At 57.1% G+C, this 25535-nt stretch carries 21 protein-coding genes; 11 read left to right on the top strand and 10 right to left on the bottom strand.

What is annotated here, in order from left to right:
- Nucleotides 1–111 precede the first annotated feature (111 nt).
- Complete coding sequence (locus GOB81_RS02775) at nt 112–1911, top strand: ABC transporter ATP-binding protein (protein ID WP_173568845.1); 1800 nt, start codon at nt 112–114, stop codon at nt 1909–1911.
- Between the two features lie 63 nt (nt 1912–1974).
- Nucleotides 1975–2376: a VOC family protein gene (locus tag GOB81_RS02780; protein WP_173568846.1), complete on the top strand. Its 402-nt coding sequence runs from the start codon at nt 1975–1977 to the stop codon at nt 2374–2376.
- Between the two features lie 70 nt (nt 2377–2446).
- Here GOB81_RS02780 and GOB81_RS02785 read toward each other — a convergent pair whose 3' ends face one another.
- From GOB81_RS02785 to galE, 4 genes are all read right to left on the bottom strand, one after another.
- Entirely contained in the window at nt 2447–3043 is a 597-nt protein-coding gene (locus tag GOB81_RS02785; RefSeq protein ID WP_173568847.1) for an acetate uptake transporter, read from the bottom strand.
- Between the two features lie 139 nt (nt 3044–3182).
- Nucleotides 3183–3797: a trypsin-like serine peptidase gene (locus tag GOB81_RS02790; RefSeq protein ID WP_242010007.1), complete on the bottom strand. Its 615-nt coding sequence runs from the start codon at nt 3795–3797 to the stop codon at nt 3183–3185.
- 294 nt (nt 3798–4091) lie between these two features.
- Nucleotides 4092–4508, bottom strand: coding sequence for a cytidine deaminase (locus GOB81_RS02795; protein WP_173568849.1), 417 nt, complete (start codon nt 4506–4508; stop codon nt 4092–4094).
- A gap of 3 nt (nt 4509–4511) precedes the next feature.
- Nucleotides 4512–5495, bottom strand: a complete 984-nt coding sequence (gene galE / locus GOB81_RS02800; protein WP_173568850.1) for a UDP-glucose 4-epimerase GalE — start codon at nt 5493–5495, stop codon at nt 4512–4514.
- 171 nt (nt 5496–5666) lie between these two features.
- On the opposite strand from galE, the gene gluP reads away from it, so the two are divergent.
- Both gluP and GOB81_RS02810 read left to right on the top strand, forming a co-directional pair.
- The gene (gene gluP / locus GOB81_RS02805) at nt 5667–6944 is read left to right on the top strand and encodes a glucose/galactose MFS transporter (RefSeq protein WP_338421299.1); all 1278 of its coding nucleotides are present in this window, start codon (nt 5667–5669) and stop codon (nt 6942–6944) included.
- A 29-nt stretch (nt 6945–6973) separates the two neighbouring features.
- Nucleotides 6974–7993: a HoxN/HupN/NixA family nickel/cobalt transporter gene (locus GOB81_RS02810; RefSeq protein WP_173568851.1), complete on the top strand. Its 1020-nt coding sequence runs from the start codon at nt 6974–6976 to the stop codon at nt 7991–7993.
- Nucleotides 7994–8004: 11 nt separating this feature from the next.
- Here the strand turns inward: GOB81_RS02810 and GOB81_RS02815 are convergent, their stop codons facing one another.
- A complete protein-coding gene (locus GOB81_RS02815; protein ID WP_173568852.1) occupies nt 8005–11682 on the bottom strand; it encodes a methyltransferase domain-containing protein in 3678 nt (1225 codons plus the stop codon).
- Between the two features lie 354 nt (nt 11683–12036).
- On the opposite strand from GOB81_RS02815, the gene gltX reads away from it, so the two are divergent.
- The 3 genes from gltX (at nt 12037) to GOB81_RS02830 (ending at nt 15713) form a co-directional block, all read left to right on the top strand.
- Entirely contained in the window at nt 12037–13365 is a 1329-nt protein-coding gene (gltX, locus tag GOB81_RS02820) for a glutamate--tRNA ligase (RefSeq protein ID WP_173568853.1), read from the top strand.
- Between the two features lie 120 nt (nt 13366–13485).
- Nucleotides 13486–14622, top strand: a complete 1137-nt coding sequence (locus GOB81_RS02825) for a glycosyltransferase family 61 protein (protein ID WP_173568854.1) — start codon at nt 13486–13488, stop codon at nt 14620–14622.
- A 5-nt stretch (nt 14623–14627) separates the two neighbouring features.
- The gene (locus tag GOB81_RS02830) at nt 14628–15713 is read left to right on the top strand and encodes a glycosyltransferase family 61 protein (protein WP_173568855.1); all 1086 of its coding nucleotides are present in this window, start codon (nt 14628–14630) and stop codon (nt 15711–15713) included.
- Nucleotides 15714–15752: 39 nt separating this feature from the next.
- Here GOB81_RS02830 and GOB81_RS02835 read toward each other — a convergent pair whose 3' ends face one another.
- The 5 genes from GOB81_RS02835 to msrB all read right to left on the bottom strand — a co-directional run bounded on the left by GOB81_RS02835 (nt 15753) and on the right by msrB (nt 20405).
- Nucleotides 15753–16280 carry a Hint domain-containing protein gene (locus tag GOB81_RS02835; protein ID WP_173568982.1) on the bottom strand — a complete coding sequence of 176 codons (528 nt, stop codon included), beginning with the start codon at nt 16278–16280 and terminating at the stop codon, nt 15753–15755.
- 440 nt (nt 16281–16720) lie between these two features.
- Nucleotides 16721–18475, bottom strand: coding sequence for a hypothetical protein (locus tag GOB81_RS02840; RefSeq protein WP_173568856.1), 1755 nt, complete (start codon nt 18473–18475; stop codon nt 16721–16723).
- Nucleotides 18476–18853: 378 nt separating this feature from the next.
- Nucleotides 18854–19309, bottom strand: a complete 456-nt coding sequence (locus GOB81_RS02845) for a 23S rRNA (pseudouridine(1915)-N(3))-methyltransferase RlmH (RefSeq protein WP_173568983.1) — start codon at nt 19307–19309, stop codon at nt 18854–18856.
- A 42-nt stretch (nt 19310–19351) separates the two neighbouring features.
- On the bottom strand, nt 19352–19996 hold the full coding sequence (upp, locus tag GOB81_RS02850; protein WP_173568857.1) for a uracil phosphoribosyltransferase: 645 nt from the start codon (nt 19994–19996) through the stop codon (nt 19352–19354).
- A 13-nt stretch (nt 19997–20009) separates the two neighbouring features.
- Nucleotides 20010–20405: a peptide-methionine (R)-S-oxide reductase MsrB gene (gene msrB, locus GOB81_RS02855; RefSeq protein ID WP_173568858.1), complete on the bottom strand. Its 396-nt coding sequence runs from the start codon at nt 20403–20405 to the stop codon at nt 20010–20012.
- A gap of 169 nt (nt 20406–20574) precedes the next feature.
- Between msrB and GOB81_RS02860 the strand changes: the two genes are divergently transcribed.
- From GOB81_RS02860 to GOB81_RS02875, 4 genes are all read left to right on the top strand, one after another.
- Nucleotides 20575–20766 (top strand): hypothetical protein, encoded by a 192-nt coding sequence (locus GOB81_RS02860; RefSeq protein WP_173568859.1) that lies wholly within the window; start codon nt 20575–20577, stop codon nt 20764–20766.
- 109 nt (nt 20767–20875) lie between these two features.
- Entirely contained in the window at nt 20876–22420 is a 1545-nt protein-coding gene (gene gpmI, locus GOB81_RS02865) for a 2,3-bisphosphoglycerate-independent phosphoglycerate mutase (RefSeq protein ID WP_173568860.1), read from the top strand.
- A 56-nt stretch (nt 22421–22476) separates the two neighbouring features.
- Nucleotides 22477–23868 carry a murein hydrolase activator EnvC family protein gene (locus GOB81_RS02870; RefSeq protein ID WP_173568861.1) on the top strand — a complete coding sequence of 464 codons (1392 nt, stop codon included), beginning with the start codon at nt 22477–22479 and terminating at the stop codon, nt 23866–23868.
- A 175-nt stretch (nt 23869–24043) separates the two neighbouring features.
- Nucleotides 24044–25513, top strand: coding sequence for a S41 family peptidase (locus tag GOB81_RS02875; protein ID WP_173568862.1), 1470 nt, complete (start codon nt 24044–24046; stop codon nt 25511–25513).
- Nucleotides 25514–25535 lie beyond the last annotated feature (22 nt).

The following is a 25535-nucleotide window of genomic DNA, read 5'->3' on the forward strand; positions in this document are numbered from 1 at the left end:
CAACGCAATTCCTGCTTTGCTGTGTCGGTTCCCCCAGCTTTCCTCACATGCCACAAACGCATACACTCAGCCAAAAGTTGTGACAGGACGCTTACGCATGGACAGCGCTGCTTGATACGCGAGAGCGAAATCACGGTTCCGGACCCCGATCTTCCGCATTATGCGGGCCATCCCGTCCGGTTCCTTCTTCGATATGCCTGTAACAGAGCCTTTCCCCACCTGATGGTGTTCGGATTCGTGGCTCTCGCCGTGGCGTGCGCGGTGTTCTCCTCTTCCGCCATACGGCATCTGGTCGACACCATGACCCAGCATACCAAAGGCACATCCGTCCGGCCCGTGTGGGATGCCGTCATATGGCTGGCTGCCGTCATTGGCGTGGATAATCTCTCCTGGCGCGTCGCGGGATGGTATGCGGCCAGAACCTTCGTGGCCGTCACGGGCGATGTGAGGCGGGATCTGTTCCGCTACCTCACCGGCCACTCCATGGGCTACTTCGCCGACCGGATGCCTGCCGCACTCGCCGCCCGCATTTCAACAGCCGGAAACGCGTCCTTCACACTCGAAAGCCTGCTGGCCTGGAACATTCTGCCACCCTGCCTCAACGTTCTGCTCTCCATTGGCCTGATGATCAGCGTGAGCCCTCTCATGGGGAGCGTCGTTACCGCACTGGCCCTTTGTCTCGCCGGGCTGATGTTCCGGATGGCACGTGGGGGAAAAAGCCTGCACACGTCCTATGCTGGCTCAGCCGCCAATGTGGATGGAGAAGTGCAGGATGTCGTCGGCAATCTGTCCCTTGTCCGCACCTTCGGCATGCTCGGCTACGAACGCACACGACTTGCGGGCACGCTGGACAGGGAAATGGCCATCCGGGGCGTTTCCCTGCGCAACATGGAAATCCTGCGCCTTGTCCACGCCATCCTGACAGCCGTCCTGACTACGGGCCTCCTCGTCTGGATCGTGTATCTCTGGCAAATGGGCAGCGCGACGATCGGCGATGTCGTGATGGTCGTCAGTCTTGGCTTCATGATCCTGCACGGAACACGCGATCTGGCCGTCGCCCTTGTCGAAACAGTTCAGCATACCGCCCGTCTTGGGGAAACGCTCTCAACCATCCTCATACCGCATGAGATGAGCGACCGTGAGGACTCGCACGCTTTCCCGCACACACCGCGGGGTGAAATCGCCTTTCAGGACGTGGTTTTCCATTATCCCGGCGGCCCCAACGTGCTCGACCATTTCAATCTGCATGTAGCGGCTGGCGCGCGCGTGGGGCTGGTCGGGCGTTCCGGATCAGGCAAAAGCACGGTGCTGGCCCTGTTGCAGCGCCAGCGATACGTTCAGGGCGGTGCAGTCAGGATCGACGGCGTCGATATCCGTGAACTGTCGGAAGAAGCGCTCCGAGGGTGCATGTCCGTGGTACCGCAGGACGTTTCCCTGCTGCGGCGCTCCGTTGCCGACAATATTCGCTACGGCAAGCCGGATGCACCGGATGAGGATGTCCGGGCAGCGGCAGATGCGGCAGGCTGCACGGATTTCATCATTGCCCTGCCGCAGGGTTTCGACACGGAAGTCGGAGATCGCGGCGTGAAGCTCTCCGGCGGACAACGGCAGCGGCTGGCAATTGCCCGTGCCTTCCTGCGAAACGCCCCCATCCTTATTCTTGACGAAGCGACCAGTGCGCTGGACAGCGAAAGCGAGCATCACATTCAGGAGGCTCTCCACCGCCTGATGCAGGGACGCACCGTCATCGCCGTGGCTCATCGCCTTTCGACACTCCGCGATTTCGACAGGATTGTCGTCATGCAGACGGGGCGCATCATCGAGGATGGCTCGCCGTCCGATCTCGAACGTCAGGACGGCCCGTTCCGCGACTTCCTTGAGTTGCAGGCGTTCGATATCCCCCCCCTCTGACGGGCCGCCAAGGCTGTCCTTCTTTCGTCCAAAGCCATTGTGCAATCAGGGAGACCCTTCCTCGTGGCCAAAATGATTCATTCGATGATCCGCGTTCGCGATGAACAAACATCGCTGGCTTTCTATGAAAAAGCCTTCAGGCTGAGTGTGGCGGAGCGGATCGTCTTTGACAGCTTCACGCTGATTTATCTGTCGAACAGCGAGCAGAGTTTTGAGCTTGAACTGACCATCAATCACGACCGGGACCATCCCTACGATCCGGGCGACGGCTACGGACATCTCGCCGTGTCTGTCACCGATGTCGTGGCCGAACATGAACGCTTCGAGCGGGAAGGTCTGAAGCCCCAGCCGGTGAAGGAACTGTCTCATGAGGGCCGGCTGCTCGGAAAATTCTTCTTTGTCTCGGACCCTGATGGATACCGTATCGAAGTGCTCCAGCGCGGTGCGCCAGGCCGTTTTCTCTGACGGCCCACGCATAAGAAAAAACCCCGCGAGCCTTTTCGGCTGCGGGGTTTTTTCTGACGTAAAGAGGTCCTTAGACTGCCAGTCTTACGGAAGACGGCGGTGCCGGATGATGGTGGGCACCGATCGGCAGGACGGGATGACCGAACTGCTCCTCAAGCACTTCCGCCATCGCCAGATAAAGAGCTGAGGCACCACAGGCGAGCCCTTCAAAACCGGCGAAATGCGTAATGGCTGCGTTTCCACTCGCCTCTCCCAGAGCGAGAAGGGCGAAGAGTACGACCAGAGACGCGAACACGAACTGCAGCACGCGATTGGCCTTGAGGGTGCCTACAAACATGAAAGCCGTGAACACACCCCACAGACCGAGGAAAACAACCATCGCGCCGGGTGTTGCCGGAGCAGCCAGACCGAATTTCGGCAGAAAGATCAGAACGGCGAGACTGATCCAGAACGCGCCAAACGAGGAAAATGCAGTGAAACCGAAGGTGTTCCCGCGGGGATATTCGAGCATGCCTGCGCAGAACTGGGCGAAGCCTCCAAACGCAAGGCCCATGGCGAGCACTGACGAATTGAGGGGTAGAAAACCCGCATTACAGACGTTGAGCAGAATGGTGGTCATTCCAAACCCCGCAAGACCAAGCGGTGCCGGATTGGCTAGGCGATCCATGACATACACTCCCTGAAAGAGGAGATTGAGCGCGGGAAGCAGTCCTGTTCCCCGATCCCTGATGCTTGCCCGTCAAACCACGTTTAACAATTAAAATAATAACTAAAATACGATTCCTATATTTCACGATAGAGTGCGTTCAGGGAGAGCGGTATGTATCCGTCAAAGGAACAACCTCTCCGCCTTGTCCATAATTGGCCAGCGCCTGCACACCCCACACAATCCATCTGCCATCCGGCTGACGACCAAGCAACGGCGCGCCACTGCTGCCTCGCGTGGCGGAACAGTCATGACGGATCAGAGGCTTCCCCTCTCCGTCCCAGCCGATTCCAATGACGCGGCAACCCATATCGGACCTGATGATCTCACTGAAGTCCTGCTCGTACCCCCCGAGGACCACATCCGTACCGACGGAAGGGAGACCGCTGGCCACGGGCAGAATCTGATCTGGAGTGGCAACGGGCACCTCCAGAAACAGGGTGGCGCGATCAAAGGCCGCAGTGGCGTTTTCTCGTCGCTCGTCATAATTCGGCGATACGATGATCCGTGTAGCGCGCGCATGAGCGGCATATTGCCCCTTGCTATACGCACGCAGAAAATGAATGTCCTGCGGCCGGATGTAATGGCCGGTCTTTGGAAGAAACAGGCAATGAGCCGCAGTTTCCACGACATTGGGAGCAATCAGGAAGCCTGTGCAACGACTGCCCAGTTCCGTTTGCACACGTCCGATGGCGCTCCACGGAAGCGCAGTCATATCGACTGTCTGCCTCATGTCCGTTGGGCCAATACCGGGCCGGAGCGGTATCGCCGCCTGAACGGAGGATGCAGGCAGTCCAGCGAAAAGCAGGCCCAGTGCCATGCAGGGAAAAATGGAATGATTACGGAAAACTTTGAGGCAGAATCTAAGTCGCGTTAATTTACTCATTTTTAAATACCCGCTGTCAGTCTGCGCTTATTGAAACAGCGCACATTCCATGCAGGGGATTTTATCCTCCGATATTGCTCCGTTGGTGACCTGGCTGCCTGCGCTCTGGCAAAAGCAGCCAGGTTATCCACCGTGCCCAAGGTTGCTCGGCCCAAAGCTGTCCGGCAACAATTCACTTAAAGTGCGGGTCAGGAGAATGGCCCCCTCGGCATTCACGATGTGAATGCGCATCGTCGGAGCACCGAACTCCCTCAGCTTCTGGCGACACCCGCCGCAAGGCGTGCAAGGGGCCGAGCCGCCACCGCACACCACAGCTTCGACAATGCAAGTTCCCCCGGCAGACACCATTGCAGCAATGGCCCCTGCTTCGGCGCATATCCCTTCCGGATAAGCGGCATTTTCAACGTTACAACCCACATGAAGCGAGCCGTCTTCACATCGTAAAGCGGCTCCCACCATGAAACTGGAATAGGGCGCGTAAGCACGTTGCCGGACGGCGAGTGCAGCCGCCACGAGTTCGTTCTTTTCCGGCGCCTCCACAACTCAGTCCGCATATCCGTTGGGATGAGCCTTGCGCCATGCCAGAGCTGTTTCAACAGTCTGATCGATTTCGGTGAAATGCGGCTTCCAGCCTGTTTCCCGCATGATGAGGGAGGGACTGGCGACGAGCATCGCCGGATCACCCGCGCGACGGTCCCCGAGCTTCCACGGAACAGGCAGTCCACTGACCTTTTCGACGGCCCGGATAATCTCCATATTGGAGTTACCCCTTCCGGTTCCAACATTGTAGGTCACGCTACGCTCTTCCAGAAGCGGCAATACGGCGAGATGGGCCTGCGCAAGATCGCTGACGTGGATGTAGTCGCGGACGCAACTTCCATCTGGTGTCGGATAATCCTGACCAAACAGCGTCAACTCACCACGCCGTCCCAGCGCCGCATCAATGACCAGCGGCATGAGATGCGTTTCCGGCTTGTGATCTTCCCCGGCACGGCCTTGCGGGTCACAGCCGGCCGCATTGAAATAGCGGAGACAGGCGCTGCGGAAGCCGTGAATACGATCAGCCCAGTAGAGCGCCCGCTCCACGACGTATTTGCTCTCGCCATAAGCCGAACCCGGATGAACCGGCGTTTCTTCGTCGATCAGCTCATTTCCGGCTGAACCGAAAAGCGCCGCCGTGGAAGAAAACACAAACTTCCCAACCCCGTTGCGGATGCAGGCGTCGATCAGCCCAAACCCGAGCGCGCCATTGGCGAGCATGTACATCATCGGATGCTGCATGCTCTCACCGACGAGAGAGAGAGCCGCGAAGTGAAACACGCAGTCCCACGGCCCGTCAGCAAGGACGTTGTCGAGTAGGGGAATGTCCGCCAGATCACCATGAATGAACCGCGCGCCTTCCGGAACTGCGGCGCGGTGGCCCGTGCGCAGACTGTCGAACACGGTCACTTCGTGACCGGCATCCAGAAGGGCCAGAACCATATGACTGCCGACGTAGCCCGCGCCGCCTGTTACAAGAAAACGCATTCTAATTTCCTGATCGCTCTTTCATGGGTGTCTCTGTTGACCCATGCTTGATACCATTACCTCAACATTACGTCGGGCTTAGCACAATGTTAAAAATCAACTAACAAAAGATCTTCACTTTATTCAAAGCTATTCAAAAAACCCATAGAAGGTTCAGGATCTTTCAACATCGTGTATAAATCAGTCATTTTCCCACGATTGAGATTTCCCTGCCCTGCCGGCTCATTCGGCTGGGCACCTGTCCTGACCACCGCCGGTCTTTTCTTTCTTATCGGCTTCGTCACATGGCTGAACGGACCACTGATTTCTTTCGTACGCGTCGCCTTCTCGCTTTCAGATGTCGGCGCGTTTCTTGTTCCTCTGGTCTTCTATCTTTCTTATCTCATTTTTGCACTTCCCGCTGCAAAAATTGCACAGAGAACCGGCCTCAAACTCGGTTTCTCACTAGCGCTCGCCACCATGGGCGGCGGAACCGCACTGTTCGGCCAGTTTATCGCAGATCGTTCCTATTCGGGCGCCCTGACCGGCCTGCTGATCATCGGCGCCGGACTGTCTCTCCTGCAGGTAACGGTCAATCCTTATGTCAGTTTGCTAGGACCTCATGACAGGGCTGCCCAGCGCATTGCCATCATGGGATTATGCAACAAATGCGCAGGCATCGCCGCGCCTGTCGTGCTTGCTGCCTGGGCCATGAATAATATCGGCACAGTGGCCGAGGAGGCGCGCCATGCGGCGGCAGGTCCAGAGCGCGAGGCTATTCTTTCGAACTTCGCCCACGCCATATACTGGCCCTACCTCATCATGGCAGCCCTTCTCATCCTTGCTTCAGGGGCCGTGATGATGTCCGGCCTGCCGGATCTCACTCCTACGGAACCGGCTCTTGCGAAATCGTCGTCTTTTCGTTTTACGCCACGCCTGCGAGGCGGCATCGTCACAACATTCATCTATGTCGGCATCGAAGTTCTCGCGGGAGACGCCATAGGCACTTATGGACAGGGATTCGGGCTTCCGCTCGACCAGACGCGCTTTTTCACCGCCCTGACCCTTGCCGCGATGATGATCGGCTATGCCGGAGGCCTGCTTATCGTTCCGCGCTTTATTTCGCAGGAACGCTGCATGGCCCTGTCCTGCTTATTCGGCGTTACCCTCTCCGTCGCGGCATTTTGCACCCAGGGTCATGTGTCCATTCTCTGCGTGGCCCTCCTCGGTCTGGCCAACGCGATGATCATGCCCGGCCTGTTCCCGATGGCCATTCGCAATGCGGGCTCCCATGTCCCGACGGCCTCCGCCCTGCTGGTCATGGCATTTTCGGGGGGAGCGTTCACTCCTCAGCTCTTTGTGCTGCTCAAACCGCTTTTCGGCTTTCAGGAGACCTTTAGCGCCCTCGCGATCCTGTCCTATGGTGTGGTTCTGGCTTATTCGTTACGCTTCTCAAACGCATTACGCTGACCTTTTCCATCCAAGGAGCGTCTCGGAAAGTGAAGAGCCTAAACCATGCCGGAATACGGGCAGGATTCCTTTCATCACTTGTCCTGATGCTCTTTCTGGTTTCCGCCAATGGCACGATCTGGCTCGCCACGATCTTTTCCGGCGCATCCGTCCCCGGCCTCATGGGATCAGCTCTTCTGGCATGGACCTTTGGGCTGCGGCATGCTCTGGACGCCGACCATATTGCCGCGATCGATGTTGTCACACGCCGGCTCATGGCGCGCGAACAGCGACCCATTCTTGTCGGTCTGTTCTTTTCACTGGGACATTCAAGCGTGGTGATCCTCGCCACTCTTGCGCTCATTCTCCTGCCTTTTCATTCATGGCTCGAACAGTGGCATGCAGTAGGAGGAGCGATCGGGGCGAGTGTTTCCATCGCATTTCTTCTTGTCATGGCCACGGCAAATACGCTGACAGCCTGCACCCAATGGCGGCAGATGAAAGCGGGAAAGGAAATCATTTCCGGCCCCACCGGCCTTCTGAGCCGATTGTTTTCTTCGGTGACAGCACTGATTCGCGCTGATCACCAGATGTTCGCACTCGGCTTTCTTTTCGGGATGGGATTCGACACCGCCACGGAAATCGGCCTCCTGAGTCTCACCACTTCAGAGATCGGACATGGGCTGACACCGATGCAAATCATGCTCCTGCCGCTTCTGTTTACAGCAGGCATGGCGCTGATGGACAGCCTCGACACTGTTCTCATGGTGAGAGCATGGAGCTGGAGCGCGGGTTCAACCCGGCGGCGGGCACGCTATACCTTTGCCGTAACGGCCCTGTCAGCCACGGCAGCCGGGACCGTGGCACTCATTGAACTGGCACAGACGGCCTCGGATCATGGCCGCTTGCCCGACTGCCTCAGAAATGCTGTCGACGCTGCGGGCGACTATTTCCCGCTGATTGGCAGCGGTATTGTTTGCGGCTTTCTGGCCCTATGGGGAGCTGCAGCTTTTCGGGCGGCACGCTCGCCGTGCCACGCAAAAGATTCCCTCACTGACCAGATTCATTGATTTTCATCCGATTACTCGGCAGCCTCAAGGCAACCGGCAGATGATGACGGAAGCATAAGCCTGTCATCGCTCCGAAAGCGCTGATAGGTGCGGATGTAAGTATCGGCCACATTGGCAATGTCATAGCGTGCTCCGCATGTCCGCGCAGTCCGGGCGAAGGCGGCCCGCTTCCCCTCATCCATCATTTCCCTCACGGCTGTGACGATGGCTGCTTCAAATGTTGCATCCTCCGCCTCGAGCGGCAGAAACAGGCCGGCGAGATCCCCTGCTTCACCGGTCATCATAGGCCGGACGAAGCCGACATCGGTGGCGATAGCAGGCGTTCCGACCTGTAGCGCCTGAATGAGTGTGAGCGGAAAGGATTCACCGGGAAAACGTGTTGGCAGCAGCATGCAGTCAGCCAGACGATAAAGGCCGCTGATGCACTCCTGATAGCCGAGGAAATGGATATTCGATGTTGTTCCGTACCGTGCCTGCAACCCTTCGAGCGCATCGCCTGAACCACACAGAAGAAGGTGCATCTTTCGGGGCGCACCCGTCTCCTCGTTCAGGGTGAGAACGGCTTCACAAGCCTGTTTCCAGCCTTTTTCGGGAATGCAGCGACTGGCGACGGCCAGAACGAAATCCTGCGGCCCGATGCCGAGGGCTTTGCGGTCCATAGGAAAAGGACGTTTATCCACGGCCATGCCGTTGCCTATGAACGCTACGTCACCACAGGGCAGTTCGTCTTTACGCCCCCGAAGATGGAACAGATTTTTCTCCGCCAGATAAACCCAGAGCGCCACGCCACGCCTGAGGCGCTCCACGACATCCGGGGGGAAGCGGACACACTCGTAAGAACCATGCAGCGTCACGATGTACGGAAGTAAAGGCAGTGTCTCATCGTCTGGGAAAAACAGTGTTTCACAGAAGCAGAAATGTGAATGGATCACATCGGCATGCAGATCCATGACATACCGCCAGACACCGATCTCCCGTGCCACATCTGCTGAATAAACGGGCACCGAGCTATCCAGCAAAGCCCGGATCTGCGGATCTTCACGATGATGGTCGTATACAAGAAACGACACCATGGCGCCCTTCCGGACGAGGCTGTTGGCAAGCTCGATCGGGAAGATTTCCCCACCCCCCAGTTCGAAGCCGAGCACTGCGAACAGAATGTGCTGCTGCTCATGCGGGGTAGCCAGAACCTGCTCAATGTCAAACACCGCCTCGAACGATCCAAGAACCTCTTCTGCCCGCACATGCCGGAACGTGTCATTCAGGGCGCTGGCAAAACGTCTTACATGCTCTTCATCCACACCCCATTTACGGCGCAGATGCTCGATCATCCGCTGATGTTCCTGATAAAACCCGACTGTCCGGAAACTGTTGACGGAGGTATTTTTGTCGTGTTGCCGGAAGTACGACACTGCCCGCGGTGAATAGGCAATCTGGCCGCCTGCAACCCACTCTGCGTACAGATACCAGTCTCCCAGAACACGGAACGTCTGCGCCTGCTCCCAGACCTCGTCGCGCACGAAATGACGACGGATCAGGCAGCCGCTGACATTGGCGATGACATTGGAGACGGCAAAAGCATTCTGGAACCACCAGCCTGCGGGCTTTACAAAAGCCTCACCCCATATTCCGGCCTGCGCTCTTTCACGATAACCATCGAGACCGTCCAGCATCCGGCCATCGACGTCGCAAAACTGTATCCGCCCAAAGGCGATCTCGACACTGGGATCAACAAAAGCATGGATCAGTTCCTCAACGAACCGTTCCTCAGCGAAATCATCGCTCTCACAGATCCAGACGATCTCGCCTTTGGCTTCATCGACACCTTTTCGCCACTGCCGGAACACGTTCCCGGAATTTGACGCATTAGGAATAATCCTGATTTTTTCAGGATATTTCTCAGCATATCGTTTCGCGACATCAAGACTGTCATCTTCTGATGCATCATCAAGAAAGAGGATTTCAATATTGCGATATGTCTGATTCAGAATAGATTCAAAGCGATCCTCAAGAAAGCGGGCATGATTGAAATTTGTGATGATCGCGCTGACGAGCGGTCTACGCGCTGTACGCAGTAATCTGCTTGCATATGGCAGTGTAAGACGTCGCTCACGCCGTCCGTGCAGAGCCCAATGGCAGAAAGGGTTCATCCCGCATTCCAGAACATCCTGATGCCGGGAAAGATAATAGTTCGTGTCAAAATCAGGACAAGGGTTCAGTCCCGCCTTGCACCCTTCAAGCAAGTAATGCTCAGCAGCGGACCGGGCATCGAAACCTGCACCTGCTTCCCCGACCTGCTCGACATAATAAGGGACATTGAAGAGCGGTGCGATATCGGAAATAAACTGCCGCGTCTCCTCATCCAGAACGACAGAAGGAACAGATGGTGGCGCCTGACCTTCGCTACGAGTTTCTCCCTCCGGGTTGGGTGTATTCGACGACCCAGATGCGTCTCCCGTGCCGACCTTGCGATGTCGGATGCGGCGCGCGGCTCCCTTCACGGCGGGCAGTTTGTCGATCACGTTGCGCATGGGTTTCGTCATGCGCCATGCCGTGCTGTTTTCGATCAGCGTATAACGATTTTCAAAATCCCTGAGGTTCTCGACGCGGTGTGACAATTCCGCATTCTGACCGCTCAGAACGCTGATCCTCTGCTCCCGCTCGCCGCAAAGATTCATCATATTGGCCACGTCCTGATGCAGACGGGACACATCCTTCAGCAGCGCGGTATTTTTTTCGCGCTCCTCGAAAAGCTGGCGCGACAGTTCGATGACCCGGACTTTTTCACGATCCAGCTCTCCTTCGAGGGTCGTGACATGTCCGCGCAGAATGTCGTTTTTGCCCGCAAGTGCCGCTTTTTCAGCAAGTTCCGCCTCAAGGCTTGAAACGGCACTCTGATGCCGCTCCTCCTGCTTCTGAAACGCATCGTCCTTTTCCAGCATCTGATGCCCGATATCGCGAAATGCATCGCTGGAGGTGACATGATCGATGCACACCCCGCGCACGACTTCGGGCAAGGCTTCCTGAGAGGCTACGGCGAGGAGATACATCGCCTGAGGCACATCTTCGAACCGCGCCACGCCGCCTTCCGCAAGAGAAAAGCTGACGTCCCGGCTGGGATTGCCGGCAAAGTCGATGACAGACCCGAACAGGTTTCTCTGTCCACCAAACACGACATTCCTGAACCGGCTTTTCATGAGCGCTTCAAACTCATGGCTGAAAAGTTCCTTGACGTGGAACTCGTTGCTGTAGCCGGTGGCAACCGAATACTGATATTTATCCGGACTTGAAATGATCACGATGCCCGCAGGTTTCAGCACCCGGATAAACTCACTCAGCATCTTTTCATGATCGGCAACATGCTCGATCGTCTCAAAGCTGACGATGGCATCGACACTCTTGTCCGGCAGGGGCAGCGCGCAGATATCGCCCGCCAGAAATCTGACCCGGTCGTTGCCGTATTTTTCCTGCGCGTGCTCGACAGCGGCTGGCGAGACATCCACACCGGTTACGTTCTCGGCTTTCGCGCTGAGGAGAGCGGAGCCGTATCCTTCACCGCAGGCGACATCCAGAACCGTGCTGCCTTCCGGAACAAGTTCTCGCGCGAACAGATAGCGGTGCATGTGCTCGATCGCGGTTTCACCCTGCATGTCGGGCATGAACCGTTCACCGGTGGCTTCCAAGATCATTGGCATTTCCTCAGCACTGCTTCCGCCTGCCACAAAACCCGTGAGCGGTTGGAAATTTCCTAAGAGAGTGACGAAAGAGCGTCAAGAAGGCCAGACATCTGCCGATTTTATCTGATATCAAAAAAAGATCTTCCAGAAAAATAATGGTCTTTTTATTTAATTTTTATTCACACCCGTCCTTGCGACATACAGCACGCAGAAATTTACCCCACCGGATCTCGGCCCCTCCTCAAGTTTTCCTGTAACAATGACCTCACGGTCGGGATGGCAGTCGGAGTGGAACTGGAATATGGTGCAGTCCTGACGCGATCCCTTCCCTGCGATCACCAAAACAGGACACGGCATCTTTCCCTGATGAAACTTCGTTTTGCTCCCAGTCCCACCGGCATGCTCCATGTGGGCAATGCCCGGCAAGCCATCGCCAATGCCCTGTTTGCTCGCAAGCATAACGCGACTTTTCAGTTGCGGATTGACGATACCGATGTCGGTCGTTCACAGGAAGTCTATGCCACCGGCATCAGGACAGACCTCGAATGGCTGGGCATTTCATGGAACGAGACATTCCGGCAGAGCGAATGCCTTGAGCGCTATGAGTGCGCTATTGAAGCCCTGAAAGCCAGTGGTCGCCTCTACCCCTGCTTTGAAAGCGAGCAGGAACTCACGGCCAAGCGGGAAATGCGGATCAGGCAGCACAAGCCGCCTCTCTATGACCGCGCCATGCTGAAAATGACGGCGGCGCAGCGCGCTCAGGCGGAAGCGAACGGCAAGGTGCCCTACTGGCGCTTCAAACTGACCAGTGGCAGCAAGGCCTGGAGCGATCTCGTGATGGGGAACTGCTCCGTCAAGCTGACCGCCGTGTCCGACCCTGTCCTCGTCCGCGCTGATGGCACCGTGCTCTATACGCTGGCCTCCATCGTGGATGATCTGGAGACAGGCGTCACGCATATCATCCGTGGCGAAGATCACATCACCAACACGGGTGTGCAGCTCGATATTGCCGAGGCGCTAGGCGCCAAGCCGACCCGCTTCACCTTCGCTCATCTGCCGCTTCTGCTGGATGAAGGTGGTGGAAAGCTGTCCAAGCGCTTCGATTCCATGTCGATCAGAACGCTGCACCGTGATGGCATCGAAGCCAGAGCGATGACGACCTATCTGGCCAGTCTGGGCAGCTCCAAATCGCCTGAGCCGATGGGTTTCGACGCGCTTGCCCAGGATTACGACCTGTCCTGCATCTCGAAATCAGCCGCGCGGTTCGACATGCGCCAGCTTCTGGCGCTCAATCGTCGTATCCTCGTCAGTTCGGAATTTCAGGATGTGCGTGAACGCCTGCCTGAAGGCGCGACGGAGCAGTTCTGGCTGGTCATTCGGGGCAATATCGAACTTCTGACCGAATGCCATCACTGGTGGCATGTGGTGCATGACGGCATCACTCCTGCAGAACAGCCGGAAGAGCAGGCGTATCTCGCGGAAGCCGCGCAGCTTCTGCCCGAGGAACCATGGTCTGAGGAAACATGGGCCAACTGGACGAAGGCCCTCAGTGAGGCAACGGGCAGGAAGGGCAAAGCGCTTTTCAGACCGCTGCGTCTCGCGCTGACCGGCGAGGAGCACGGGCCGGAGCTAAAGGATCTTCTGCCGCTGATCGGGCGGGAAAAAGCACTTCAGCGCCTGACAACGGGTTCGTAATAAACCCACTCTAAAGAACAGCTTCCCTCCCCCATTCAGCGGGGGATGGGCAGCTTTCTCCGTGCGGGGTATCCTTTCCGGCTCCGCCTTTTCCGGATTGCAGGAAGAACAACCCCGCCCATGTCCACGCCGATCCCGCTCCCATCGACCAATCTGAGCGCCTTTTCGGACGAAATTTCCCGGTCAAAGGTGGCTTATACGTCCTCCGTCCGGTGTCCCATGCCGGTTCCACTGTTCGACGGGCAACAGACGGACGCCTTTGCACGCGGGCTGGAACTTTATAACGTCGTTTTTTCAACGGACCGGCGCTCAATCTGGCTCCCCGCCATGACGCTATCGATGTTCACGATAGAGAACGCGACCGTCCTGATGGGAACGGCTGTGGGCGGCATGGTTCTGGACAGCCAGAACCGGCGGATCGTGGAACCGTCCTGCTTCTGCACCTATGACCTTGCGAGAATGGAAGCCAGTCTCTCCGGACTTGAGGTCGAAGAGGAGCTGGATGAGGCCTTTGTGGGTTTCGACGCCCCTTATGCCAATTACTATCACTGGCTGCTTTACGGACTTTCCCGCACCAAAATTGCCTGCGAGCGTTTGCCGCCCTCCGTCAAACTCATCATCCCTGACGTGCCGCGCCTTCTGGACCGGGAGCAGTTTGCCTATTCCCCGGAAACTTTCGAAGAAACGCTGCGTGGATATGATTTCGGAAACCGGCTGGTGCGGATGGGGCCCGGAGCAATCAGGATCAAGAAGCTGCATTTCATGTGGCATGAACCGACCATGCCCGAGCTGTACCTCACGATTTACGAGGCCTATCGCACGTTCGATGACATTGAAGCGCCTTTCCGTCCCGATCTTCCGCGCCGGTTTTATGTAACCCGGGAGAAGTCCGTTAACGCGCGCATTTCCCCCGACGAACAGCACGCCATCGATCAGTTGCTGGCCGCCACCGGCATCGAAAAAATCTTTCTGGAGCATCTGGATTTTCGCAGTCAGGTAGCGCTGTTCCGACAGGCGGAACTCATCGTGGCGCCGCACGGTGCGGGGCTCGCCAATCTGGTGTTTGCACGTCCCGGCACGAAAGTTCTGGAACTCAATCGCCTTCTCGATGGGCAGAACCATCTCCGGAACTGTTTTTATCTCATCGCCGCACAGCGGAAACTGATCTACGGCAGCTTCGATCTGTCCCATGATGACCTGACAGCGGAACGCCTGATGCACGCGATCAGAAACCTCGAACAGAACTCGCGGATATAGCGCCCATGTCGGATGACCACTCTCTCAACATTGTGGATGCATGTCGGGACAAACTGCCCGGTTTTGGCTGGCGGATGCTTTCGCCGGAAGAACGCGGACCAAGAAAGCCGCCCCGCTTTCTTCTCGGTCCCATACCTGAGGATTTTGCGGATACTTTCTTCGGAGACGAAGTCACCCCCTCATGTGGATTGTCCACGATTGAGGCTGTCCAGTTTTCCGGCGATCGCCTTCTTTACCGCGACGGCCGACACATCTTCATCTTTGAAAACGGCATAAACGATTTTACGGTCAACGAGGCACTGGGACAGGTCAATCCCGTGCGGGATGTCGTGATCGACGAAGAAGTCGTCCTGCTCTGTGGCCCCGGTTATTCGATGTACGGCCACTGGATCGTCGATCTCATGCCGCGGATAGGGCTGCTGATGGCTGCCGGGCTGGATATCCGGACACTGACATATCTGCTGCCGGAACAACTGCCGCGCTTTGCCTGGGACTGGCTCGAGATTCTCGGCATCCCGCGCGCCAATGTGCGCACTTATCATGTGACAGAAGACCGCTGTCATATTCGCAAAGCCATAATCCCGAGCAATCTGCGCGGCTATATGCGGGCCAACAGCCTGATGCGAGATATCTGCTCGTCATTTACGCGGCAGGTGGTGGGAGATCGCCCCCCTACCCGCTCTCACATGCTCTATATTTCACGTGAACACTGGGGCAATGCCACACGCCGCATGGTGAATGCCGATGAAATCGCGACCCGCATGGAGACTGCCGGGTGCAAAATCGTCTATCCGGAAAAGCTGTCCATTCGTGAGCAGGTCGAACTGTTTTACGATGCTCGCGCGCTGATCGGAGAATACGGCTCCGGGTTGCATAGTTCGGTCTTTGCGCCTGCGGATGTGCCTGTGGTCGCATTTCATGCCGCTGAAATTCATCCGGCCTTTTTGCAATCCGGTCTTTGCGACGCAAAAGGGCAGGATTGCGCTTATGTCTTCGGTGCCTTGACGGGCGAACACCCTCATGCGTTCCGGGTCAGCACGCGCGACATAGACAGACTGGAGCGGTTTTTACCCTACCTGCTGAAAGCCTGATCCGTTGCGTAAGACAGAGCCGTGTGAAAATATGCCTGTTCACACAAGAAGAAAGTCCGCTTCATCGACATGGTGGAGCGGGAAGCCCTGCTGCTCGGCTCTCCGCGCGTAGCGTTGCTGCAACGCGGCGATCATTTCCCCTGCCTCAATCCATGGTGCTGCCTGTGAACACGCCGGATCGTCGGGAAACATTGTAATGCGGGGATCATAGTTATCGAACCCACGTCGGGATGCGTCATTATTCAAGAGGGATTCTGTCGGCGTACCTTCGGCAAGAATGATGCCGTGCGGTCCGATATCCAGATGATGATACTCAACCGACAAGGAAGGAGGTTCGATAAAGATCGAGCGCCCGTTGGCCAGAGCGGAAACGGGGATCAGCGTCCCTTCGAGATAAAGAGCATGCATCTGGGATATACGGAGATTTCGTTGCGGGACCCCACAAGCAAACGCGTCCGCCCGGACCGTAATCGGACAGACCATCGCGTTCAGAACCATCTGTTTGTGTGTATAGCGTCGGGTTCCCCGCCAGCGTAACGGAACGAATTGCCCACCCAGCGTGCGGATCGACGTGCCTTCCTCTCACAAGAACAGTCGAGGAAATGACCGGGCCTGCATCTGTTAGCGCCCCATCATTATCAACCGTCCCATTGGAGACCACACCTCCCTCGAGAACAGTCAGGAGGTCAGTCGCGGTCGCAGTCGTATTGGAAACGGAACTTCCGGAACTGACAGTCGTCATGGTCTATCGGCCTTTCTGCATTGGCCGACAGAATTTACTTTATTCCACGCTAATATTGCCCATCTTCATGCAGATGGATTATCGGCCCTAAAATATATCACTTAATACTTGATTAAAATTGAAATAATTTACTTCTCGTTATGTCTTTATAAAAACAACTACATTAAAAATTCCAAAAATCTTCCAGCCCTACAAAATCAATAAGCCCTTTGAAATACTCAGGATGCCAGAGACTGATCAGCCACGAGTATTTCAAACGCGGATTTTAACTTACGGCGCTATTCGCAATAGCCTTTTTGACGTCACTATAACTGGAACCGCTTTGAAGCATGTCCTCCGCCGCTTCAAGTTCGCTGGAAGCGGGAGCACGCTCAAGACTGCTTTCGTAAAAGCCCGTAATCATAGCCTGCGCTTCAGTGCCGTGAGAGATAATATCAAGTAAACTGTCATAGGTTACACCGCCAGCCAGGACATCTTCCCAAGCGCTGATCTGTGCTGAAGACGCCGTTTCATCAAGAATGCGCGTATAAGCATTGGCAATCATGCTTTGCGCTTCCTGCCCATGGCTGATGACGGATATCATTGTGCTATAGGTGGCACCCGAAGCCAGATAAGCTTCCCAGCCAGAAACCTGTGACTGAGACGGCGTGATACCAGCTTTGGTCTGATAGGCTGCTATGATCTGTTGCTGCGCCTCCTGCCCTGTGCTGACACCATTTACAAGATCACGATATGAGGCGCCTGCCGCCAGATAATCTTCCCAGGCGGAGATCTCGCTGGCAGAAGGCGTCACGCCGATTTTCTGCTGATACACAGATGTAATGGCTGCGCTGGCTTCACTTCCCTCAGACACGGCAGTGACCATATCGCTATAGGTCGTTCCGTTTGCAAAAGCGCTTTCCCATGCGCTGACCGCATCAGAACTGGGAGGAAGACCTGTTTTCTGTTCATAGACGCCTATGATGACGGCCTGCGCTTCCGACCCCGTCGAAACGGATGTGACCAGCGAACTGTATGTCTGGCCACCCGCGAGCGCATCCTCCCATGTGCTGATTTCAGTGGCGCTCGGTGTGATATTCAGCCGACTGGAATAAACATCCGAAATGATAGACTGGGCTTCATCACCATGCGTGACACCCTGAACGACGTCTGTAAGCGTGGCACTGCTGTTTTCCATCATGGTTTCCCATGCAGTAACCTCATTGCCAGAAGTCGAAATCGTGATGTTGAGCTTGTCGGAATAGACAGAAGCGATCGCGCTGGCTGTCTGGTCCGATGTGATGATTGCGTCTTTTAGATTGGCGAGGGTATCTTCTCCTGCCAGCAAGGTTTGCCCTTCGCTGAGAATGCTGGTGGTGGCTTCTTTCCCTGTATAATCGACGAAATAACTTTCAAGCGTATTGGCGGCTTCCGTGCTGCTGGCCAGCGTTTTCACCAGACCGGAATAATCCGAATACATAAATCCCTGAGAATTCTGGGTGCTCAATGATTCCAGAACAATCTGGGAACTATATTCCTGTAGTTCACTGCTCGTGGGATTGCGACCGAGCACGGACTGAAACGCCCATGAGACACTTTGATCCACAAGAGCTGTCTGGTCCGTCGTCACAAAGAACGGTTTTGTGGCGGCCAGCGAACTGGACCATGTAAAATTGGTATCGTTCACGGTGTTGGCGACAGAAGTGTCAGCGGCGACCTGCGCAGTGCTCGCGCTAAGGAACTGAATGGAGGTCGTCCCTGATGACGTCGAGGATACTGCGGTGCCAGTCGACGAGAGAGAGGCCGAAGTGGAGGTGCCGGACGATTCAAGTTGAGTGGCAGCCGATGAAACAACGCTGCTACTGCCTGTATAATCAGTGGCGGCAAGACTACCTGCTGTAGTGGTATCCGTTGTCGTCGGCGAAGCATACGCCGCCGCAAGACTGTCCGCTACAGAAGAAGAGCTGACAGAGCCGGCAACGACCTGATTGCTTGCATCATCACTGGCTGTGCCCGTTAGAATCAGAGAAGTATCACTCATACCCGGGTCGCTCTCAATCTGTATGTCCGGAATGCTTCCCAGAGACAGGCAAAGTCGCCGCCCGGAAGGCCTTTAACGATTTATTATCGATATAGGGGGCTGGCCACCAGCGTCAATTGACTATTTAATTTTTCGAGGTTTAACTTTGCCCCGTAAGGAATTTTGACTGTCCGGGCTACTTTTCCAGGCAAAATTATTTTCAAAAAAATTAAAACCATTATTTATATGAAGCAACAATCACAAATAAGTATCCAATTTTATCAACAATCAACACGTTTCCGGAAATACCAATCCCAAAAATAAAACGATCCTTGGTTCAAATAAATATTATAGTATAAAAATATAGATAATCGGTGTATTTTCATTCCACCGCAGACATTATGGGCGCCCTGAACGATGGTAGGGATGACCACTCGCGATGGCACGGGCTCTATAGAGTTGCTCAACCAGCATGATCCGGGCCAGCATGTGGGGCCATGTGAAGCTCCCCAACGACAGAAGCGCATCCGCACGAGCGACAACACTGCCATCAAGGCCTTCGGCGCCTCCGATCAGGAAGCAGAGCTCTCGTCCGGTCTCCAGCCATCCCGTGATCTGCTCGGAGAACGCCTCGCTGCCGGGAGTTTTTCCGTCCAAATCAAGCGCCACGACAAAGGCCCGGTCGGGCAATGCCGCCAGCATGGCCTCCGCTTCCCGGCGCTTGATTTCACCAGCACTCCCCCGGCCGTCAGGCAATTCCGTGATGGTCAGCGCCGGACTGAGACGTTTGACATACCGTTCCACCAGAGCGCGCTCGTGAGCATCTTTCATCCGCCCGACCGCTATCAGACGCATAGCCATCCCGCCCGGCTCCAACTACCCAACGCCACCATTCCCTTACTTTGTGCCGAAAAGCCGGTCGCCGGCATCGCCCAGACCCGGGCGGATATAGCCGTGATCATCCAGACCGCGATCGAGCGCACCTGTAATGATCCGGACGTCGGGATGGGCGGCGCTGAGACATGCGACGCCTTCTGGGGCCGCGAGGAGACACACGAACACGATCGGCCCGCAGCCCACATGCTTGAGCCGATCAATCGCCGCGACCGCGCTGTGTCCCGTCGCCAGCATAGGGTCCACGACGATGCACTGCCGCTCGGCAACATCATCCGGAAGCTTCATGTAATACTCGACCGCTTCCAGCGTCTTAGGATCTCGAAACAGGCCGATATGACCGACCCGGGCCGAAGGAACGAGGTCCAGCATCCCGTCCAGAATGCCGTTACCCGCTCTCAGGATCGACACGAAGCATAGCTTCTTGCCAGAGAGCTGCTCGCCTTCCATCGTCTCAAGCGGTGTTTCGATCGTCACCGGCTCCAGCTTCAGACCCCGCGTCGCCTCATATCCCAGCAACAGGCTAAGTTCCCGAACCAGCCGACGGAAATCAGCCGTGGAGGTGGCACGATCACGCAGACGCGTCAGTTTGTGCCGCACAAGCGGATGCGTGACGACAAGAAGGGCATCGGCCGGAAGATCTGTCATATTGAAATCCGCGTCAGGAAGAAGGTTCGAGTTCAAAATCCAGAACCAGCCCGTTCATGCAATAGCGGAGGCCGGTCGGCTCCGGACCATCCGGGAAAACATGACCGAGATGACCTTTGCATTTCGCGCAATGGACCTCGGTGCGCGTCATACCGCGTGTCGTGTCCGTCTGCGTTTCGACCGCTCCGGGAATGGGTGCGAAAAAAGAAGGCCAGCCACTGCCGCTCTCATATTTCGTATCAGCGGAGAAAAGCGGTGTGCCACAGGCGACGCAGCGGTAGAGGCCTGCCCCTTTCTCGTGGTTGAGCGCACTGGAGCCGGGCCGTTCGGTCCCATGCTCGCGCAGAATGTGCATCTGGTCAGGCGTCAGCGTCCCGCAGAGCGAGACAGGTTTTGTCCGGTCATTCATGACATTTTTTCCTCTCCGGGCGTGTTGGCTTTCAGTCGCAATATCGTGACTGAAAAAGGCTCCAGCAGCAACAAACTCAGCCGTTCAGCCCCACGTTCTGTGTTGGAAGGGGTCGGGATCTGCCGTCCCGCTACGACCTTCCCGACATTATAATAAATTGGAGATCGTGATGAACGAGAAAAAAAATCCGGTTTGCGGCGTATCCTCGTCATCAAAACCAGAGAGCGAAATTATTGACGAAGCCAGCGAGGATACATTTCCGGCCAGCGACGCGCCTTCCTCGGGTCAGATTACCAGTGCCGATGACTGTGTTGATGAAGATACGCTCGAAAACAACAAATCGAAGCACCAGACCAAATAAGGAAAGAGGAATGCGGACGTCGGTGCCTGTTCCGCTTGGAACAAGTCCCGTCTGGTGTCATATTTGATACCGGAACAAAGGCACACAACAAAAACAAAGGCCTGAGACAATGTCCGCTTCTTCTGCTTCCGCGCTGCGCCCCGTCATGCTCGTCATTCTTGACGGATTCGGATGGCGTGAGGATGCGTCCGATAATGCTGTTCGGCTCGCTTCCATCCCGACGTTCGATGAACTCTGGAAAACCTGTCCGCACACTTTCCTCGATACGAGCGGGAAGGATGTCGGGCTGCCGGACGGTCAGATGGGCAATTCGGAAGTCGGACATCTGAATATCGGTGCCGGTCGTGTGGTGATGCAGGAACTGCCGCGGATCACTCAGGCTGTCCGTGATGGCAGCCTCGCCGCCAGTCCGGTTCTGTCAGCCTTCATCGACACCATGAAGAAGACGGGTGGCACCTGTCACCTGATGGGACTGGTCTCTCCGGGAGGTGTTCACGCACATCAGGATCACGCCGTCGCTCTTGCGCGCATCCTGACCGAAGCAGGCGTGCCGGTTGCGTTGCATGTCTTCACGGACGGTCGCGATACGCCGCCTCACTCCGGCAAGGACGATCTGGCGCGCCTGATGAAGCAGCTTCCTGACTCGGCAAAGATCGCCACGGTCTCCGGGCGCTACTATGCCATGGATCGCGACAATCGGTGGGAACGGGTTTCGAAGGTCTATGATGTCATCACCGCCGGAGAAGGCGCACGCTGCAATGCGCCGCTGGAAGTGCTTGAAACATCCTATGCCAGCGGTGTGACGGATGAGTTCGTCATCCCGAGCGTGATCGGTGACTATAAGGGCGCGAAGGACGGCGATGGCATTGTCTCGTTCAATTTCCGCGCCGACCGCATCCGCGAACTGCTGACAGCACTCATCGATCCTGATTTCGACGGTTTCCAGCGCAAGTTGGTGCGCCATTTTGCCGCGACAGTCGGCATGACCCGTTACAGTGATCATCTCGCCACGCTGACAACAGTGCTCTTTCCGCCGCAGAATCTGACGGAACTACTGGGCGATGTCGTGGCGGAAGCGGGCAGAAAACAGCTTCGGATGGCTGAGACTGAAAAATATCCCCACGTCACCTATTTTCTGAATGGCGGCCGTGAGGCGGAGTTCGAGGGCGAAGACCGTATACTCGTTCCATCACCTAAGGTGGCCACCTACGATCTGCAGCCGGAAATGTCCGCGCCCGAACTGACCGACCGTGCCGTTGAGGCCATCGACAGCGGTAAATATGACCTGATCGTCCTCAATTACGCCAATCCTGACATGGTGGGGCACACCGGCATCCTGTCCGCCGCGATCAAGGCGGTTGAAACGGTCGATACCGGACTTGGTCGAATCGCGCAGGCGATCGGACGCCAGCACGGCGCCCTTCTCGTCACGGCAGATCACGGAAATTGCGAGACGATGCGGGACCCCGAGACAGGCGAGCCCCACACCTCTCACACGCTCAACGAGGTTCCGTGCATTCTGGTTGGAGCGGGTCATGTGCAACTACGGCATGGGCGACTGGCCGACATAGCGCCGACACTGCTGGCCCTGATGGAACTCAAACAACCGGATGTCATGACGGGCAAGTCTCTGATCGTCTCGCCTCAGGCGTAAATCCACAGCCGGTTTCCTGTGCTTGCATGCCCGAAGAGCCTGTGATCTCAAGGCGGATGGTCCGTCGTCCGCCTTCGCGCAAATCACCCTGCATCCTGTCCGCGATAGCGATGCTCGCGGCGATTGGGGCCGTGACAGCGCCCATCTGTGATGGACAGGCCATTGCCGCCAGCAGACAAAAACGGGTCGCAGCGCAGCACCACCACGAGACATCAGCCAGACACCAGCCCCCCGTTTCCTCATCTCAGACCGCGCTTCAGAATGCCCGCAACCGTGAAGAATCGTTGCGGCTGGAGTCAAAAGCGGAAGCCGCCCGGCTGGAAAAGGCCCGCCAGACAAACAGCGCCGCCGCGGCTCAGGCGGCGCAGGATCACGCACGCGCCACCGCGCTGTCTTCGGCGACGGTTGCAGCAGCGGCTCTTCTTCAGCAGACGGAAAGCCGACAACAAAACGTGCAGGAACAGGCGGATGATCTGCGGGCCGAGCAGCACAGGACGCAAGCCGGCCTCCATGCGGACGCAGAGGCTCTTGCACCTCTCCTTCCCGTCGCGCATCGCCTCTCGCTGTATCCGATGGATGCCCTTCTGACCGGCACGCAGCCCACCGAAGATGTCGTGCGCGGGCTTATGGTGATGCGCGGGCTTGCGGGCACGCTCGAAACGCAGGCGAAATCTCTCAGGGTGCATGAAAAGGATCTGGCGGTCCTTGATGCAAACCTCTCCACGAAACTGAACGAACTGAATGCGCTGGGAGAGGCCCAAACCCGGCAACGGGCCGAACTGGCGCGGCAGGCCAATGCGGCGCGTGACACGCAGATCCGTTCGAATGCAGAAGCCAGACAGGCATCAGTGACAGCGGCTCAGGAGGCCGCGAAACAGAAAGTGCTTCAGGCCGAACTGAACGACGTGCTGGCGGTGGAGGCCGCAGCCATGGCCCAGCTTCAGCACGAAGCCGAGATGGCCGAGCGGGCGCGCAAGGCGCAGGAAGCGGCTGATGCGCGGCGTCGGGCGCAGGCGGTTGCGGCGGCTCGATCCGCAGCAGGCAGGCAGGTCGTTCATGAAGCGCCACCCCCCGTCGTCACGCCCGTATCCGGTCGGGGTGGAGACGGCATCGTGACCGGGCATCTCCTGACAGCGTGGGGCCAGCCGACGGAAAGTGGCACAGCCTCGGGCAATACCTATGCGGCTTCCCCCGGCAGCGGCGTGCGAGCGCCATGCGGCGGCACTGTGGAGTTTGCCGCCCCTTTCCGTAGTTATGGCCAGATGCTGATTCTCAATTGCGGCCGCGGTTACCGCTTCGTCCTCGCGGGGCTCGGCAATCTGAATGTGACAACGGGGCAGTCGCTGGCGAAAGGCTCTGCCATCGGCGCGATGCCTGCTGATGGCGGCAATCTGCTGGTGCAGGTTCGCAGCGGGGCGCGGTCGGTCAATCCACGGCCATTCCTGTGAGCCGACGGCAATTCCGGAGAGGCGGTTTTCGTCGAGGGGATAAGCGGCTAAGAGGGCAGTATTCGTTTTGGTAAGAACCTCATCCGATTATACGGGCCGGGAGGAACGATTCGTGCCGAGAGAAAAAGGACCTGACTGTCGCTCTGCGTGGTCGGGCAACAGGAGACTTCAGTTTATGACGTTCCGTACCGCTTTGCTGTTCGGAGCTGCAGTTCTCTCCGGACTGACGCTCGCACCAGGACTTTCCGGCCTTGAAGGAAATGGCGGCATCATTGCGGCGGCCCATGCCGAGACAGCGCCAGCCCCCGCCACCGATCCCAATGCCGGCCACGCAGAAACCTACAAGCTGCTGACCCTTTTCGGCAGCATCTTTGATCTCGTCCGCGCCAATTACGTCGATCCGGTTTCCGATCGGGAACTGATCACCAACGCGCTCAACGGGATGCTCAGCGGCCTTGATCCGCACAGTTCCTACATGACCGAGAAGCAGTATGCCGACATGCAGGTCCAGACGACCGGCAAATTCGGTGGCCTTGGTCTGGAGGTTCAGGGGGAAGACGGCCATGTCCGCGTGGTGTCCCCCATCGACGGAACGCCCGCATGGCGCGCCGGCATCAAGCCGGGTGACTACATCGTCGCCATTGATGGCCACAATATTGACGGCGCGCCGCTGAATGACGCCGTAGAGAAGATGCGCGGCAAGCCGAACACAAAGATCACGCTGACCATCATTCGGGCCAAGGCACCCAAGCCGATCATCGTGACGCTGACACGCGACATCATCCAGATCGAGAAGGTCCGGTCCGAGCTTTATGACAAGACGGGCTATATCCGTATTCCGCAGTTCACCGAAGAGACAGGCGAGCAGTTGCGGGCGGCTTACAACGAGCTGAAGCAGAAAGCTGGCGGCAAACTTTCGGGCGGCCTTGTTCTCGATCTTCGTAACGATCCCGGTGGTCTCCTGACGCAGGCGATCGATGTCTCCTCCTCGTTCATCCGCAATGGTGAGATCGTCTCGACGCGTGCGCGCCACCCGAAGGACAGCCAGCGCTGGGACGCCAAGGGCAGCGACATGACCGATGGCCTCCCGATGGTGGTGCTGATCAACGGCGGGTCCGCTTCGGCCAGTGAAATCGTGTCTGGAGCGCTTCAGGACCATCATCGCGCCGTTCTCGTGGGCACCAAGAGCTTCGGCAAAGGCTCGGTGCAGACGATCATGCCCATCCCCGGCAATGGTGCGGTCCGGCTGACGACAGCGCGCTATTACACGCCTTCCGGTCGTTCCATTCAGGGGCTTGGCATTGCTCCGGATGTGACGGTGAAGGAAAGCCGTGAAGAGCCCGCTTTCAGCATTCGCGAGGCGGATCTTTCCCATATTCTCAAGAACCAGGGCGGGAATCAGACCAAACCGCCTGCACGTTCGGATCTTCCGGAACTCGCCGCACATCTTCCGGATGAGCCGCCGGAAAACTGGCCAGCCTTTGACGTGACCAAGCCGACGACGGACTTCCAGTTACAGGAAGGTCTGCGGCTGGTTCGCAGCATGGCCGGGGTGGCCGCGCCGGACCCGGCTGCTTCGCTTCCGCCCGTAAAGCCGTCGTCAGACAAGCCAGCTCCCGTAAAGAATGAGGTTTCCCATCACTAACGCCAGTTCCGAAACGTCGGAG

This window comes from Acetobacter conturbans, from assembly GCF_011516755.1.
Classification (GTDB): Bacteria; Pseudomonadota; Alphaproteobacteria; order Acetobacterales; family Acetobacteraceae; genus Acetobacter; species Acetobacter conturbans.